This is a genomic window from Bradyrhizobium sp. USDA 4506 (genome assembly GCF_054058795.1).
Map to the genome: position 1 here is coordinate 5,562,811 of NZ_JBSSBM010000002.1, position 15,488 is coordinate 5,578,298.

Sequence of the window (15,488 nt, forward strand, 5' to 3'; positions counted from 1 at the left end):
GGCCGCGCTCTCACGTACCGAGCTTGGCGAGCAGTGCCGCCATTTTGGGATCGCCGTCGGCGGGCGGCGTCCAGTCGACCTGCACGACCTCGATATCGCAGTCCCGCAAGTCCTTCACAAAGCCTGCCAGCCCGACGTTCACCACGCTCGGCTTGCTCATCAACAAACGCCCGCTCGGCGTCCCTTCCTGCTTGGTCACCACTTGCGGCCTCCCGAGATCCGATGCATCGATCTTAGTAAGAAAATTTTTACTTTGTCAAACACGCGCGACCTGTCGTCCGAATTCCCGTTGTGTCGCATGATCGTTTAGGCCCCTGCGATTGATCGCGTCGGCGGGCCGTTGCCGGTGAGGCCGGCATGATGCAGCGCGCTGTCGTTGAGCAGCCGGCACTCGATCGCGCGCAACACCATCAGCGCACCTGCAAACGCATCCAGTCCAGAGCTTTGCCCGATCCGCGACAGCGCCGCGACCGCGGACTTGATACGATCGACCCGTCCGCCAATCGTCGCGTCGATGGCTTCATGGAGCGCCGCCGCCGCGAAGCCGAGCACGGCACTGTGCAGGTGGGCGGCACTGATCTGATTGGTCCGGCCGAGATGCGCGCGACAGGTCTTCCACAGCGCGTCGCGCGTCGCGAGACGGCCGAGGTTGGCGAGCGCGACCAGCGCGCCGCCGATCAAGTCGTCGCCGGATGGCGTGAGCCCGGGACCAAGTCCGATCAATTCGACGATCTCCGGGTAGTCACGCGGTACGCATCGCTCTCCGCGAAGCCCGGCCTCGATCAATTGCTTGAGCGCGGCGAGCGCCGGCGCCGCGGCAGCGAGCACCCGCGACGGCCTTGTGGGCGGCTCCGCGCCACCCGAGGCGGCCAGCCCCTGCTCGACCGGCAAGCGACGCCAGACCTGATCGACCATCGCAAGCCCTACCCGCAAACTGTCGAGCGTCCATTCCGGCGAAGGCGGCGGCGCCCATACGGAGGCCGTCTCGAAACCGGCAAACCGCATACCGTCGACGAGCAGCATCGTGTCGACGATCGCAACCTCTTGTCCGGGAACGAGCAGCCGCGGCTCGATCCCGGTGCACCGAAGATGCAGCGGGCCGGAGCCGAGGTCTTTGACACCGATGCAGATCCAGCAATCGTCGAGCACCGCATAAAAGCTGCGCTCGAACACCGCCGCAATACGGCCGCGCCGTCCGCTGCGCAGCGCGCGGCGCGCAAGCACGCCGACCTCGATTACGGCACCGCCGTCGAATCGTTCAGACACGGGCGCGCCGGGTAGGTCGCGAAACGTATTGCCTGGCCGCATCACACCGATCTCCTGCTGCGCAACCATGGCGTCAGGACGTGAGCACGGCGGTTCGCGGCACGCTACTCCCGTGGGCCTCTCCGCCGAGATAGGCGGCTTCAAGCGAGGGATCCTCCGCGATGATTTCGGCCGCACCGCTCTTCAGGATGGTGCCGGTCTCAAGCAGATAGGCCCTGTCGGCAAGCGCAAGGGCTTGCCCGGCCATCTGGTCGACCACGATCAGGGTCATCCCCTCGACGCGAAGCTGCTCGAACGAGGCGAACAACTCGTCGACGACAAGCGGCGCCAGTCCAAGCGACGGCTCGTCAAGCATGAAGACCTTGGGCGCGGTCAGGAGCCCACGCGCGACTGCGAGCATCTGCTGCTCGCCGCCCGACAAAAGGCCCGCGCGATGGTTGATACGCTCCTTCAGGCGCGGAAAGCGGGCAAACATCGCGTCGATCTCCGCGTCGAGTTCGAGACCCTTGCGTGCGAAAGCGCCGAGCTGCAAGTTCTGCCGCACCGTCAGCTCGGGAAACACCTGCCGTCCTTCGGGTACCAGCACGATGCCGGCCCTGGCGCGGATATGCGCCGGCATCTTGTCGACGCGGGCGCCGGACAGCCGGATCTCGCCGACCGACCGCGGTGGTTCGAGACCGGCAATCGAGCGCATCAGGGTGGTTTTGCCCGCTCCATTGGCGCCGAGTACGGCGATGGCCTCGCCGGGCGCGACGGCAAGGTCGATCCCACCGAGCGCCCGCGACAGGCCATAGAAGGCATCGAGCGTGCGGACTTCGAGCGCCGTGCCTTGTTTCGCCGGGCGCGTCGCGCGGCGCCGCTCACCCGACGGCGCATCGCCGAGATAGGCCTTGCGGACCAGCGGATCGTTGCGGATCGCCGCCGCATCGCCGATCGCGATGCGCTTGCCGCCATCGAGAACGACGATGAGGTCGCTTAGCGACATGATCATCGGCATGTCGTGCTCGACGATGATGACCGCGATCCCGGTCTCCGCGATGCGACGGAGCAGAACCGTCAGCCGCTGCTTGTCGCCCTTCGAAAGACCCGCGGCCGGCTCGTCGAGCAACAGGACCTTCGGACGCAAGGCGAGCGCCCTCGCGATCTCGACCAATCGCTTCTCGCCATGGGGCAGCGCGTCCGCGCGTCTGCTCAAATCGCCGTCGACACCCGCAAAGCGCAACAGCGACCGCGCAAGGCGCTCCTGCGCGTCATTGTGCAGCGCGGACACGATGTTACCGAGCTTGCCGGCCGTCGCCGCCAGCAGGACGTTCTCGATGATCGAGAGCGAACCGAAGAGCTGCGTCGTCTGGAACGTTCGCGCCACTCCGACACGCGCAAGCTGGTGCGACGGCAAGCCGGTGACGTCGCGGTCGCCAAGCTTCACGGTGCCGGATTTCGGGCGGTAGAAGCCGCAAAGCAGATTCAGCGCGCTGGTTTTCCCCGCACCATTGGGGCCGATGACGCTGGTCACTGTGCCGGGTTCGGCGGTAAACGAGACGTCCTGCACGGCGCGGACACCGCCGAACGAGATCGAGAGGTTTGCGACGTCAAGACGCGACACGCTGCTGGTCCCGATGCCGAGGTCGGCGACCGGTTCGACGCCCACCGCGCCCGTATCGGCCTTCGATCCCGTCGGCAGGAACCTTGCCGCGAATTGCTCGATCAGCCCCATGATGCCCGAGGGCGCGACCCGCAGCACGGCGAAGAGCAGCACGCCAAAGGCAAGCAGACGATACTCCGCGAGATCGGACAGCATTTCCGGTAGCAGCACGACGAGCGCCGCCCCGATCACCGGCCCCAGCGCCGAGCCGGCGCCGCCGACCATGACGCCGAACAGCAGCAGGATCGATTGCAGAAAGGGAAACGAACTCGGACTGATATAGCCCTGGAGGGGCGCAAATAACGCCCCCGCCAGTGCCATCGCTGCGGCCGAGATGATGAACGCCACGGTGCGGACCCGCACGAGATCAATGCCGATCGAGCGCGTCGCAACCTCGGTGTCGCGGGCGGCACGCATGGCGTAGCCCCAGCCGCTGCGCTTCAAGCACTCGAACAGGATGAGGCCGGCGAACACCAGCACGATGCCCGCGATCGCCAAATGCCGCTCCGACAGCGGAAAGCCGAACACCTGCGGCGGCGCGGTCAGGATCAGGCCGTTGCCGCCGCCCGTGAGGTCGCGCCACTCGATCGTGCCGTGCTCGACGATGAAGCCGAAGGCGATTGTCACCATCGCGAGATATGGACCTCGCACACGCAAGGCCGGCATGGCGAGCAGGCCACCGACGACGCTGACAAGAGCAATCGCTGCAGCCGTCGCCGCAAGATAGGGCCACCCTGCCTTCTCCATCAGGAGCACGGTCGTATAGGCCCCGATCGCCATGAAACCGATGTGGCCGAGCGAGATCTGCCCTGCGAGACCGAGCAGCACGTTAAGGCCGATGCAGGCGATCGCCGTCAGCGAGATGGTCGCGACCAGGAACACGCCGTAGCTATCGGCAACGGCGGCATAGAGGATGGCGGCCGCGAGTGCCGCGACGGCGGCGAGAATGGAGACGCGAGAGGTCATACCTTTTTCACTCCGGCTCGGCCGAGCAGCCCGTGGGGGAGGACGACAAGAATCGCGATCACCGAGGCGAACGTGATGATCTGGGTGTAGACCGATCCCAGATAGTTGGTCGCGAACACCTCGATCAGGCCGAGACAGAGCCCGGCCAGCATCACGCCCCAGGCGCTGCCGAGGCCGCCGATGATCGCCGCAGCGAAGGCCTTGATGCCGAACAGCGTGCCCATTTCGGAGGACACGTTGAACAGGGGCGCGATCAGCAGCGCCGCAACCCCGGCCAGCATCGCCGAGACCGCGTAGCTTGCCGCGATGGCGCCGCTGACGTTGATGCCCATCAGCCGCGCTGCGTTCGGGTTCTGGACCACCGCGAGCATGGCGACGCCGTGACGCGTTCGGCGACTGAGTAGATGAAGTGCCAGCGCCAGCAGCAATCCGACCACGGGAATCAGGAGCTGCAACGGATAGACCCCCGCGCCCTCGACGATCTGGATCGGCTTGGCCGCCAGGACGGACGGAAAGCTGCGCGGCTCCTTGCCGAAGACGAACATCATCACGTTGTCGACGATGATGCCGACCGCAACGGTCGCCATCAGCCAGTTGTCGGAGCCACGCTGCACGAACGGCCGAACGGCAAAGCGCTCAATCAGCAGGCCGTAGACCGCGCAGACGAGCAGAACGGCGGGAATGCCGGCCGCGGCCGGCCAGCCCCACAGCACGAGGAAGAAGTAGCCGGCAACGGCTCCCAGGGTCATCGAGCTGCCCTGGGAGAAATTGACCGTGCCGGAGACGGCATAGGTGACGTGGAAGCCAAGCGCAAGCAGCCCGTACATGCTCCCGAGCGCCAGTCCTGTTATCACCGCGGGAAGAAATGACATCGATGACTACCCTGCTTGTTTGTCGGACGATCTCGCGCGGTCAGTTCCGCGCGAACGGCATGATGTGGTTGTCCTCGAACCGCGCCCAGATGTAGTCGCCCGCCGTCAGCGCATCGTGCTTGTCCTGCGCGAACGGCTTCTCGTAAGTCTTGATCAAGCCATCCACGCGATCGATGGCGTAGAAGCCGTCACGGACGGCGGTCGGTTCGGTGTCACCGGCCTTTTCGATCGCTCGCGCAATGACCAGGATGGAGTCGTAGGCGTTGGCGACGCCAACCGCCGGCGTCACGTCCGCAGGCCCCTTGATGTCCGAATACTTCGCCTGCAGGGCCGACATCACCCGCTTGCCGACCGGCGACAGGTTGCCGAAGAAGCTGTAGGTCTGGACGAAGATCACGTTCTCCGCGCTCGGCCCGGCGAGCTCGGTGAAGCGGCCGCCGGCCGGCCCCCAATGCGAGACGATCGGCGGCGCCCAGCCCATGCGGTCGAGCGATTTCACCACCTGGGAGGACGGTCCGACATTGCCGACCAGGTAGAGCGTATCGGCGCCTGCCTGCTTCAGGCGCGACAGTTGGGAAACGACATCGACGTCGTTGCCTTCGAACTTCTCGACGCCGGCAGGCTCGATTCCTGCGGCCTTCAATGCCGCCTTCAGGCCATGCTCGTTCGACTCGCCCCAGGGATTGTTGACCAGGATGAGCCCGGGCTTCTTCGCATTGTAGGTCTTGCGCGAAAACTGGACGATCGCCTTGTCGACCTCATCGTCCATGGCCGAGACGCGGAACACGTAGTTGGACGGCGCGCCGTTCCGCGTGATGTTGGTCCCGGCGGCCCACGGCACCACGAACGGCACCTTGACGTTGTTGACGAACGGCACGATGGCAAGCTCGACCGGCGTGTCGAGGCCGCCGACCAGGACCGCGACCTTCTCGCGCTGAATCAGCTCGCGTGCGGCGATCAGCCCTTTGGCCGGATTGCTCTCGTCGTCGCGGCGGACGAGCTCGAGCGGACGTCCAAGCACGCCGCCCTTTGCATTGATTTCCTCGATGGCGATCGTCGCTCCGCGGGTGAGCGCCTCGCCGGCGCGCGCCGACTGTCCCGACAGGGCGGTCACCAGGCCGATCTTGATCGGTTCGGCCGCGCGCGCGCCGGACGCGAACGGCAACGCGGCCAGCAGGATCGTCGCTGCGGCGCGCCAAGCCGGCCAACGACGCGCAGGTCCGGACGAGACTATGCTCCTGAAGTTCATGTTCGGTGTTCCTCCGCTGATGGCGGCCTCGGCATCGAAGCCGCCAGTTCCTCCGCTGCCGCTTATGCGCGGACTTGACGGAAGTAAAAACTTTCTTCAAAAATATTCCGATGTCAAGCGAGCGATCAACCGCGCGGGGAAAATTCCGATGGACCCAAGGAATGTCGAGGCCGGCGACGTGTTGATCTCGATCGCGGAAGATGGCGACCGCCTGTCGCGCAGGGAAGCCGTGCTGCGCTCGGATTCTGTCGGACCGGTCCTCGCCGCTCACGGACGCTATCGCTACAGCGCGATCGGGCAACGCCCGGATTTCAATTGGCCGCAAGGGCGGCGGCTTGCCGTCTACGTCGGTCTCAACCTCGAGCATTTCGCATTCGGCGACGGGCTCGGTGCCGAGCTCTGCCCCGGCGGTCCGCATCCGGACGTCCTCAACTATGCCTGGCGCGACTATGGCAACCGTGTCGGCGTGTGGCGCCTGATCGAGCTGTTCGACGAGCTGAAGCTGCCGCTGTCGGTGCTCGCAAACAGCAGCATCTATCACTACTGCCCTGAAGTCATGGAGGCATTTCGCGCCCGCGGCGACGAAATTGTCGGTCACGGCCGCACCAATTCCGAGCGCCAGGGTGTGCTTGCGCCCGACGAGGAGCGGCAATTGATCGCGGAAGCGACCGATGTCATCGCGCGAGCCGAAGGGCGGCCGCCGCGCGGCTGGCTGGGGCCCTGGATTTCGCAATCACAGGTCACGCCCGATCTGCTGGCCGAAGCAGGCTACGAGTACCTGCTCGACTGGTGCATGGACGATCAGCCGGTGTGGTTCTCGACGCGGAACGGCGGCCGCATCCTTTCAGTGCCTTATCCGCAGGAGTTGAACGATATCCCTTCGATCGTCGGTCGCAAGGACTCCGGCGAGCAGTTCGCCGCCATGATCACCGAGACGTTCGAGGAGATGCTGGCACAGTCGAAAAGGCAATCGCTCGTCATGGGAATTGCGTTGCACCCCTATCTGGTCGGCCAGCCGCACCGCCTGCGTCCGCTGCGGCGCGCCCTGCAGACAATCCTGGCGCGGCGTGACGAGATCTGGATCACCACCGCCGGAGGTATAGCCGCATTCTCGCGCGCGCTGCCCGATGGCATCGTCCCAACATGATGAAAACAAATCGGGCCCCGATCGCTTCGCCGTTGCGACGAACCGGAGACGACCAGTGAGCACTGCCGACACGCTGTTTCGAAACGCCCGATTGGTCGATGGGCGCACCGTCGATATCGCCGTGCGCGATGGCCGCATCACCTCGATCGCGTCGCAATCGCCGGTCGCGGCCGGCGAAACCCTTGATCTGGCCGGACGCCTGGTGTTGCCGGGGCTGGTCGATGGTCATATCCACCTCGACAAGGGCTTCGTCGGCGACGATTGGAAGTCCCACCGCCCCTGCACCGCCGGTTTCAGCGTGCGCGAGCGCGTCAAGTTCGAGAAGGAGGCGCTTGCCGGCGCGAGGCCGATTGCGGTGCGGGCGGCCGCGCTGATCGACCTCTGCGTCGCGCACGGCACGACCCGGATGCGCAGCCACGTCGATATCGACCTTCAGGTCGGGTTGCGCAATCTCGAGCAGGTCATGGCGGCGCGTGACGCGCACCGCGACAAGGTGTCGGTCCAGATCGTCGCCTTTCCGCAAAGCGGCATCGTGACGTCGCCGGGCGTGGCCGGATTGCTCGACGAGGCGGTTCGCGCCGGCGCGGACCTGGTCGGCGGCCTCGATCCGGCGGGTTACGATGCAGACATCGACGGGCATCTCGACGTCATCTTCGGCATTGCCGACCGGCGCGGGGTCGGCATCGACATTCACCTGCATGACGGCGGCTTGCTCGGTATCTTCGAGATCGAGAACATTGCACGCCGGACGAAGGCCCTCGGGCTCGGCGGCAAGGTCACGATCAGCCATGCCTATGCGCTCGGCGAGGTGCCGCGTGACGTCGTTCAGCGCACCGCGCAGCTGCTCGCCGAGGCCGGGGTCGCGATTTTGACCAACGCGCCCGGAGCGCATGCGTTTCCGCCGGTGTTGCTGCTGCGCGATGCCGGCGTCAATGTGTTCGCTGGCAATGACAACATCCGCGATTCCTGGTGGCCCTACGGCGACGGCGACCTCCTGGAGCGCGCCATGATCGTCGGCTACCGCTCCGGCTTCAGCACCGATGCCGACCTGGCGGCGGCCTTCAACATGGTGACCACCAACGCCGCGCAGGCACTCGGCCTCCCGGACTATGGGGTGGCCGAGGGCGCGGCGGCGGACTTCGTCGTGATCGACGCCCAGCACGTGCAAGAGGCCGTGGTGGCCCGGCCCAGGCCGCGCGACGTCTACAAGAATGGGCGCCTCGTCGCGCATGGCGGCACGGTCGTGACGTCGGCGCGTTGATGTGGATGTGGAGACCGGAACATCGGGAAGGTTACCCCTTGACGAGCCACCGCAATAGCGATCTCAATCCCGCGAGCCTGCACGGCAGGGCCCCGCATCCCGTTGAACATGATGGGCGGGGGCATATTGTCCGCGCTGGGCTCGTACAACCTGAGAAAAGCTTGTCCCGTGACTGAAACGACAGCATCGACCAACCCGGCCCGCAGCGCCACACGCGGCAGACGGGCACGCGATTCCGCGTTGACCAAGGAAGCGATCCTGCAGGCGGCGACGTTCGAATTCTGCCGCAACGGCATTGGCGGAGCTCGGGTTGAAGCCATCGCGAAGCGCGCCAAAGCCAACATGCGGTTGCTGTACGCCTATTTCGGCGACAAGAACGGCCTTTATCTCGCCGTGCTCGAACACGTCTACACCGAGATCCGCGCGGCCGAACAGCAACTCAAGCTCGACGACCTCGATCCGGTCGCGGCCATGCGCGAGCTGATCAACTTCACGTTCACCTTTTTCGGAGCGCACCAGAACTATATTGCCCTGATCAACAATGAGAACCTGCAGCGTGGGCGTAACCTGCGCAAATCGCGCAAGATCGCCGACCTCACGCTGCCCTTGGTCGCGAGCATCGAAAATATCCTTCGCCGGGGCCTTGCGGTCGGGCTGTTCCGCAGCGACGTCGATCCGGTTCAGCTCTACGTCACGATCACGGCCATGAGCTATTTTCATGTCTCCAACCGCTACACGCTGTCGGCGATGTTCGACAAGGATCTGGGAGAGCCCGACTGGCTGGAGAAGCGTCGCCATCACGCGCTTGACGTGATCATGACCTGGTTGACGGCGACGGCGGCCGCAAGCGAGGGAAAACGGAAACCGTCCGCAGCCAGAACACCGGCGGGCGCCGCACGCTAGCTCACGCGCGGCAAATTCCGAACAGCCTGCGGGTGAGCGCTAGGTGCTCGCTTCACCGGGCGGCGACAACGCCGTCGCTGCGGGGATCGCTGGCACCCTCGAGCAGTCCATCCGGGTGCCAGACGATTGCGCCGGCGTGGCCCATGAATTCCTCGAACGCCCCGACCATCTGGATGTCGTGGCCGAGCGCCCGCAGCGCGTCGATGACGGCAGGATCGAAACGCGATTCGATCTTGAGATTGTTGTTCTCCTCGCCCCATGTGCGACCGAGCAGCCAGCGCGGCGCGGTCACTGTCGACTGAAGGTCCTGACCGTGCAATGCGTAGCGTGTGAAGATCGCCGCCTGGGTTTGCGGCTGCCCTTCGCCGCCCATCGTGCCGTAGGACAACAGCCGGCCATCGCTGAGTTCAGCCATTGCGGGCTGAATGGTGTGGAACGGCAGCCGCCCAGGTTCCAGGCGGTTGATGTCGGCCTCGGCGAGACCGAAGCTCGTCCCACGGTTCTGCCAGGTGACCCCGCTTTGGGGCAGGATGATGCCCGAGCCGAACTCCCAATAGATGCTCTGAATGAAGCTGACGCTAAGGCCGTTCCGGTCGGTCGCAGCGAGCCAGACCGTATCGCCCTGGGCCGGCGGGTCAGGCCAGCGCGCTGCATGATCGACGGCGACGGTCTTTTCGAGCGCCGCAATGGACTCGTCGGTGAGAAACTCGGCCGCCGACCGCGCCATGTAGTCGGGATCGGTCACGTAGCGATTGCGGATGCGGAACGACGCCTTCGTGCTCTCGACCAGCCGGTGCAGATGATCGACCCCGTCCGCCTCCTTCGCCATGCGCCGGGCATAGAGCGCAAGAATCAACAGCGAGGCCAGGCCCTGCGTCGGCGGCGGCATATTGAACACCTTGTGCCCGGCCACATCGACCGACAGCGGTGTCACCAGCGCGGCTTGATGCTGCTCCAGATCGGATAGGTGGAGCGGGCTGCCGAGCCGTTCGAGATCAGCGGCCATCGAACGCGCCAGGTCGCCGCGATAGAAATCGGAAAGGCCGGCTTGCGCCAGCTGCCGCAACGTGGCCGCGACGCGCGGCTGCCGCAACCGTGCGCCGACTGCAAGCGGATTGCCCTGCGGCAGATAGACCTCGGCAAAGCCAGGCACATCCTGCAGTTCAGCGCGCTTCTTCGTGGTGTTGTCGTGCAGGGTCTGGGTCACGGCGACGCCATCGGCGGCATAGCCGATCGCAGGTTCGAGCAGCCGCGCCAGCGGCATGCGCCCCCCATGGCGATCGCGGCTGAGCTCATAGGCCTTCTGCCAGCCATCGACGGTCCCGGCGGCGGTGAGTGCCGCGAGCGGTCCGCGGCTTGGGATGGTGCTGCAGCCATGCTCGCGATACCAGGCGCGGCTGGCGGCCTTCGCCGACCGTCCGCACGCCTGGATTCCGACAGGTGCAGAGCCCGCCCGGCCGACCAGCCAGAAGCTGTCGCCGCCGAGGCCGTTCATATGGGGATAGACCACCGCGATCGTGGCGGCGGACGCAATCATCGCCTCGACCGCATTGCCGCCTTCGGAGAGGACGGCGAGCCCGGCCTGCGCCGCAAGGTGATGCGGCGCGGTCACCATTCCGCTATAGCTTCGCTTGGTCTGCAGCATCAACGCGTTCTCCGAAAGCAGCAGCTTGTAATAATATTCTTACTTACATTGTCAAGCGACCGTCGCCTCGCCGCGGCGGCGCGAACGGCTGGCGGAGGTGCCGCGCGAGGTGGATCAAGGCGAAAGCGGAAATCGGTCGCGCAAAGCTGCGCGTCAGCGGCAGCGGGGCGGGTCGCCGAATTCCCGGAGGCCCTGAATCTGTTCCGAAAAAGATGCAAAAAATGTAGTCTCCCGAACCATGGCGACGATCCACGAATTCGGCCCCTACCGCCTCGACGCGGAAGCCGTGATGTTGTTTCGAGAGTCCGAACCGGTCGCGCTCGGGCGGCGCGCGGTGACGCTGCTTCGCCTGCTTGTCGAGCAGGCCGGAACGCCGGTTTCCAAGGACACATTGATGCAGGCGGCGTGGCCGGGGCTTGCGATCGAGGAGAGCAACCTGACGGTGCAGATCGCTGCTCTGCGGCGGGTATTTGCCGACGTCGAGGGCGGTGCGACCTGGATCGAGACCCTGCCGCGCCGCGGCTACCGTTACGTCGGGCCACTGGTCGCTGCCGAATCCGGCGCCGGCCTGCCCACCTCGCCGGCACCGACGGTGCCGGATGGGCCGTCGCTTGCGGTGCTGCCGTTCTCGAATCTTAGCGGCGATGCCGCGCAGGAATATTTTTCCGACGGAATCACGGCAGACATCATCGCCGAACTGTCGCGCTTCCGCTCGCTGTTCGTTGTCGCCCGCCACTCCAGCTTCGCCTACAAGGGCAAGACGCCCGAGATCAAGCAGGTCGGCCGCGAACTCGGCGTCAGGTACGTGGCCGAAGGAAGCGTGCGCAAGATCGGCAGCCGGATGCGGGTGACCGTCCAGCTTCTCGATGGCGCCAGCGGTTACAATCTCTGGACCGAGCGCTACGACCGCGAACTCGAGGACGTCTTCGCCCTGCAGGACGAGATCGTCCGCGCAATCGTCGCAGCCCTTCCGGGCCGGCTCGAGGACGCCGGCCGCGAGATCGCCAGACGCAAGCCGACCCCGAGCATCACCGCCTATGACCTGGTTCTGCTGGGCAACGAGCGGTGGCGTCAATTGACGGTGAAGGGCATGGCGGAAGCCAGGCAGTTTTTCCGGGACGCCGTCGCGCTCGATCCGCAATATGCCCGCGCTCACGTCAACATAGCCTGGACGATCGTCTGCGACGTGTTTCTCGAATCGCCCGGCACGGCGAAGCTCGACGACGCGTTGAGCGAGATCGAGACCGCGCTCGACATCGACGGCGGCGACGCCTGGGCCCATGGCGTCTTCGCGCAATTGCTGTTCCTGCGTCGCGAGGACGCCAAGGCCGAAATCCATTTCAGCCGGGCTCTCGCGCTCAATCCAAACGACGCCGACGTCGCCGCCGTTTTCGCGAACATTCTGGTCTACTGGGGACGGTGGCGAGAGGCCCTCACATGGATCGGTGCGGCCAAACGACTGAATCCCTTCCCGCCCAATCTGTACCACTGGTACCACGCGCTCGCGCTCTATTCGGGGCGCCAGTACGATGAAGCAGTCAAGACGCTGATGGAGGCACGATCCCCCGACCGCTGGTCGCACAGTCTGCTTGCCGCCTGTTATGCGCAGATGGGTCGGCTCAGCGAAGCGCGATCCGAAGCCGAAGCGTTCGTCACGGAACGTTGTCGAGAAATGAGCGCGAACGGCGCAACGCCGCCAGCGAACACCCTCGATCTCGTTCGAGCACGGGCCGAAAGGTACAGAATTTCTGCCGAACGCGAGCACTTCCTCGACGGCTTGCGCAAAGCCGGCCTATCGGGCTGAGCCGTAACGAGGATCACAACAGGCTGTTCGAAATTGACCGACAGCGGTGCTCCGCCTCGGCTTGCTTCAACCTCAAATTTCTGAGCCGCCGCTGCTGTCCGGATTGTGCAATGGTGGAGGATCGACGCTTGGCGTGGCGAAATTCGTAGCCCGTGGTAGCGGGGGAGCGCTGCCGTCATTCCCAACACTCAGAAAAACGCCTCCAATGCGCGCTGTGCGGAAGCAGCTCTTTATAGAGGTCGAGGACGAAGGGCGTCCCCGCGGAAAACCGCAGCCTCCGATCTTTGAATCTTTTGGATCTGGCCTGGGATCAGCTCAATCTGAGGAGATCGAGCATTGGAAAACTCCATGAAGGCGTCTGCGGTTTCGAATATTTGATTCACGAGCCCGCGATGCTCTGGTTCAATGATGGAGTAAATGTCGGGTTTGTCGCACCTCCACCATCCTGACCATAGTTCCGCTTTCTTCTCATTGGGATCAAAAATAAGGATGAGCGCCCCTCCGTCTTCATAGATAAGCTCGGCGGGCACGCAGCCGTGTTTGATCAGCGTTTGCAGAACGTGGCAGAACTCATACCCAAATACGTACACATCAGGCTTTAGCTTAACGACGATGGGTTGGTCTGCGTTATCGTACCCGAAGGAATCGGTACTGCTTGGCGGTTTAATCACTTTGATGCTTCCCGCGCTTGCGCCATGAGGCTAATCGCTGAGCTGCCTGCTTGGGTCAGTGATCCTGGTTGGTCAGCCGATACATCAGGCGCTCACCTCGATACCCTTGAGGGCGTTAGCCGACCGTGCCCGACGCTCTGAGATACGTCGCTCTATGCCGCGCCGGCGATCGGGCATCGGAAGCTGCGAATCCCACACGTTGCTCCTTCGCCTGACAAGAATTCGCCGATCAGCTACCCTGCGTTCCGTACCCACTTTTCGGTCGTCTCTCCGCACCACGCTTGCCGATCCGGCGATCGCTCTTCCCGGACGGGCGGCGTAAGCCCTGCGCGCCACCACTTCGCGGAGCGCCAGCCAGATGAACTCGCTGTTGGTGGAAAGATATCGCCGCCATAATTTGCGCGGCTCCATCATCAGGCGCCAGAACCACTCGAGACCGAGCGATTGGAATAGCCGAGGAGCGCGCCTGATAAAGCCGGCCAAGACGTCGAAGCTGCCGCCGACCCCCAGGATGACGGGAACTTGCAGCCGATCCCGATAGCGTTCGCTCCATACCTCCTTGAACGGGGACGGCAAGCCGATAAAGAGAATGTGGGCGCCGCTGGCTCGTATCTCATCGACGATAATTTCGTGCTCGTCCGGACCGAAGTAGCCGTTCCGAAAACCAGCGATCTTCAGCTGCGGAAAGCGCGCCTCGCAGACGCACACGAGCTTTTCGACGACTTGCTGGTGCGCCCCTAGAAAATAGACACAAAGTCCGTTGGACGCGGCCCCCCTTAAAAGTCCTTCCATCAGATCGATGCCGGCCACGCGTTCCGGCATGTGTTGACCTGACGCTCGTATTGCCCAAACCACCGGCATACCGTCCGCCACCGTCATATCGGCCGCGGAACATGCGTGCGCCAACTCCACGTCTCGCCGCATCATGCAGAGATGCGACGCATTGATCGTCATCACGACGTGAGAACTGTTCGAGCGGCGACAGATATCGACACAGCGCTGCGCCGCCTGATCGAGCGTAACCGCATCAAATTCGACGCCCAATAGGCTCGCGTGTTGCTTCATCTGCTCAACTCCCCTGCGGCGATTGCCGGCTGGCTTGCCACCGAGCCACTTGCTCGGCGTCCAGGCGAGCCGTGGCAGCTCGTTTACCCAGTCTCAGGCACGCGTGCTGATACGTACGAAGAAAACGTCTGAACTCGGGGTCGTTATAGCGCGGCAACCCCTTTGCCCAGCTGCTGAAATAACCCCAAAGCATCGCGATGCTTCCGATGAACATTGGGTGCGCGCGAAGACGGGAAGCCGCCACCGCCAGATAGTAAAACGGCGAAGTGCCCATGAAATACTGACCGAAGCCAGCACGAATTCTGCCTGCCCAGATGCTCTTCTGGCTGGCCCCTTGCGGACGAAGGTGGACGAATCGAATTGGCTCTGAATCGACGCTCTCCGCGATCCAGCCCAGCATTCTGGCGCGGTGGCAATCGATGCCATCCCACATGACTTGTCGCACGAATCCCCCGATCTGCCCGAAGCACTCAACCCGATAGAATTTCGTCATTCCAACCGACATTTCGTCGCCGCAGACCTCGGGCACGAGATCGCCAGTTTGGGGATGGACGAACCAGGGTTTGCCTGAGGTCGTCCCGATACGTGGATTATCCTCCATTCGCTGCATCAGCAGTTCGAAGTAGCGAGGCGGCAGGTCGAGATCCATATCAAGCTTGCACAAATAGCCGAAGTCGCCGAGCGACACTTGATCGAGACCATCATAAAACGCCTCAATCACGCCGGGCCCTACCCGCCGATGGCCTCGGTCCTGGCGGCGCACGACGCGCAGATAAGGCAACCGCGCCACATACTCTTCCAGAATCCGTGGCGTATCGTCGGTGGATCCATCGTCAACGACGATCCACAGCGCTGGCGGCACCGACTGTGCAGCCACGCTGTCCAGCGTGCGGCGGAGATAGGCTCCCTCATCGCGGCAGGGCGAAATCAACACATACCTGCGCGGCGTGGCGCTGTGCGGAACACCTGAAGCGCGACTGTCAAGCTCGTCCACAGG

General features: G+C 64.3%; 13 protein-coding genes. 4 read left to right on the forward strand and 9 right to left on the reverse strand.

The window, feature by feature from the left end:
• Positions 1-10 precede the first annotated feature (10 nt).
• The 5 genes from ACVIHF_RS28470 to ACVIHF_RS28490 form a co-directional block, all read right to left on the reverse strand.
• Positions 11-202, reverse strand: a complete 192-nt coding sequence (locus tag ACVIHF_RS28470) for a hypothetical protein (RefSeq protein WP_028333377.1) — start codon at positions 200-202, stop codon at positions 11-13.
• A gap of 104 nt (positions 203-306) precedes the next feature.
• Complete coding sequence (locus ACVIHF_RS28475) at positions 307-1,266, reverse strand: DUF2877 domain-containing protein (RefSeq protein ID WP_253606983.1); 960 nt, start codon at positions 1,264-1,266, stop codon at positions 307-309.
• A gap of 73 nt (positions 1,267-1,339) precedes the next feature.
• Entirely contained in the window at positions 1,340-3,874 is a 2,535-nt protein-coding gene (locus ACVIHF_RS28480) for a branched-chain amino acid ABC transporter ATP-binding protein/permease (protein WP_253606982.1), read from the reverse strand.
• Entirely contained in the window at positions 3,871-4,746 is an 876-nt protein-coding gene (locus ACVIHF_RS28485) for a branched-chain amino acid ABC transporter permease (RefSeq protein WP_076826929.1), read from the reverse strand. The genes ACVIHF_RS28480 and ACVIHF_RS28485 overlap by 4 nt, the downstream gene beginning before the upstream one ends.
• A 40-nt stretch (positions 4,747-4,786) precedes the next feature.
• Positions 4,787-5,995, reverse strand: a complete 1,209-nt coding sequence (locus ACVIHF_RS28490) for an ABC transporter substrate-binding protein (protein ID WP_456792903.1) — start codon at positions 5,993-5,995, stop codon at positions 4,787-4,789.
• A gap of 19 nt (positions 5,996-6,014) precedes the next feature.
• On the opposite strand from ACVIHF_RS28490, the gene ACVIHF_RS28495 reads away from it, so the two are divergent.
• The 3 genes from ACVIHF_RS28495 to ACVIHF_RS28505 all read left to right on the forward strand — a co-directional run bounded on the left by ACVIHF_RS28495 (position 6,015) and on the right by ACVIHF_RS28505 (position 9,306).
• Positions 6,015-7,142, forward strand: a complete 1,128-nt coding sequence (locus ACVIHF_RS28495; RefSeq protein WP_168855413.1) for a polysaccharide deacetylase family protein — start codon at positions 6,015-6,017, stop codon at positions 7,140-7,142.
• A 55-nt stretch (positions 7,143-7,197) separates the two neighbouring features.
• A complete protein-coding gene (locus ACVIHF_RS28500; protein WP_253606981.1) occupies positions 7,198-8,403 on the forward strand; it encodes an amidohydrolase family protein in 1,206 nt (401 codons plus the stop codon).
• Positions 8,404-8,529: 126 nt separating this feature from the next.
• A complete protein-coding gene (locus ACVIHF_RS28505) occupies positions 8,530-9,306 on the forward strand; it encodes a TetR family transcriptional regulator (protein WP_253606980.1) in 777 nt (258 codons plus the stop codon).
• Between the two features lie 52 nt (positions 9,307-9,358).
• Here ACVIHF_RS28505 and ACVIHF_RS28510 read toward each other — a convergent pair whose 3' ends face one another.
• Positions 9,359-10,951 (reverse strand): gamma-glutamyltransferase family protein, encoded by a 1,593-nt coding sequence (locus ACVIHF_RS28510; protein ID WP_253606979.1) that lies wholly within the window; start codon positions 10,949-10,951, stop codon positions 9,359-9,361.
• Between the two features lie 238 nt (positions 10,952-11,189).
• Between ACVIHF_RS28510 and ACVIHF_RS28515 the strand changes: the two genes are divergently transcribed.
• Positions 11,190-12,755 (forward strand): winged helix-turn-helix domain-containing tetratricopeptide repeat protein, encoded by a 1,566-nt coding sequence (locus ACVIHF_RS28515; RefSeq protein ID WP_253606978.1) that lies wholly within the window; start codon positions 11,190-11,192, stop codon positions 12,753-12,755.
• 230 nt (positions 12,756-12,985) lie between these two features.
• Here ACVIHF_RS28515 and ACVIHF_RS28520 read toward each other — a convergent pair whose 3' ends face one another.
• The 3 genes from ACVIHF_RS28520 to ACVIHF_RS28530 all read right to left on the reverse strand — a co-directional run bounded on the left by ACVIHF_RS28520 (position 12,986) and on the right by ACVIHF_RS28530 (position 15,485).
• Complete coding sequence (locus tag ACVIHF_RS28520) at positions 12,986-13,426, reverse strand: hypothetical protein (RefSeq protein ID WP_253606977.1); 441 nt, start codon at positions 13,424-13,426, stop codon at positions 12,986-12,988.
• Between the two features lie 84 nt (positions 13,427-13,510).
• Entirely contained in the window at positions 13,511-14,491 is a 981-nt protein-coding gene (locus tag ACVIHF_RS28525) for a WecB/TagA/CpsF family glycosyltransferase (protein ID WP_456792904.1), read from the reverse strand.
• A gap of 4 nt (positions 14,492-14,495) precedes the next feature.
• Positions 14,496-15,485 carry a glycosyltransferase family 2 protein gene (locus ACVIHF_RS28530; RefSeq protein ID WP_253606975.1) on the reverse strand — a complete coding sequence of 330 codons (990 nt, stop codon included), beginning with the start codon at positions 15,483-15,485 and terminating at the stop codon, positions 14,496-14,498.
• Between the last annotated feature and the right edge of the window lie 3 nt (positions 15,486-15,488).

Bases quoted from the DNA above. Each gene is read 5' to 3' on its own strand.
- ACVIHF_RS28480 (WP_253606982.1), bottom strand. From the start codon at position 3,874: ATGACCTCTCGCGTCTCCATTCTCGCCGCCGTCGCGGCACTCGCGGCC.
- ACVIHF_RS28485 (WP_076826929.1), bottom strand. From the start codon at position 4,746: ATGTCATTTCTTCCCGCGGTGATAACAGGACTGGCGCTCGGGAGCATG.
- ACVIHF_RS28490 (WP_456792903.1), bottom strand. From the start codon at position 5,995: ATGAACTTCAGGAGCATAGTCTCGTCCGGACCTGCGCGTCGTTGGCCG.
- ACVIHF_RS28495 (WP_168855413.1), top strand. From the start codon at position 6,015: ATGGCGGCCTCGGCATCGAAGCCGCCAGTTCCTCCGCTGCCGCTTATG.
- ACVIHF_RS28510 (WP_253606979.1), bottom strand. From the start codon at position 10,951: ATGCTGCAGACCAAGCGAAGCTATAGCGGAATGGTGACCGCGCCGCAT.
- ACVIHF_RS28515 (WP_253606978.1), top strand. From the start codon at position 11,190: ATGGCGACGATCCACGAATTCGGCCCCTACCGCCTCGACGCGGAAGCC.
- ACVIHF_RS28525 (WP_456792904.1), bottom strand. From the start codon at position 14,491: ATGAAGCAACACGCGAGCCTATTGGGCGTCGAATTTGATGCGGTTACG.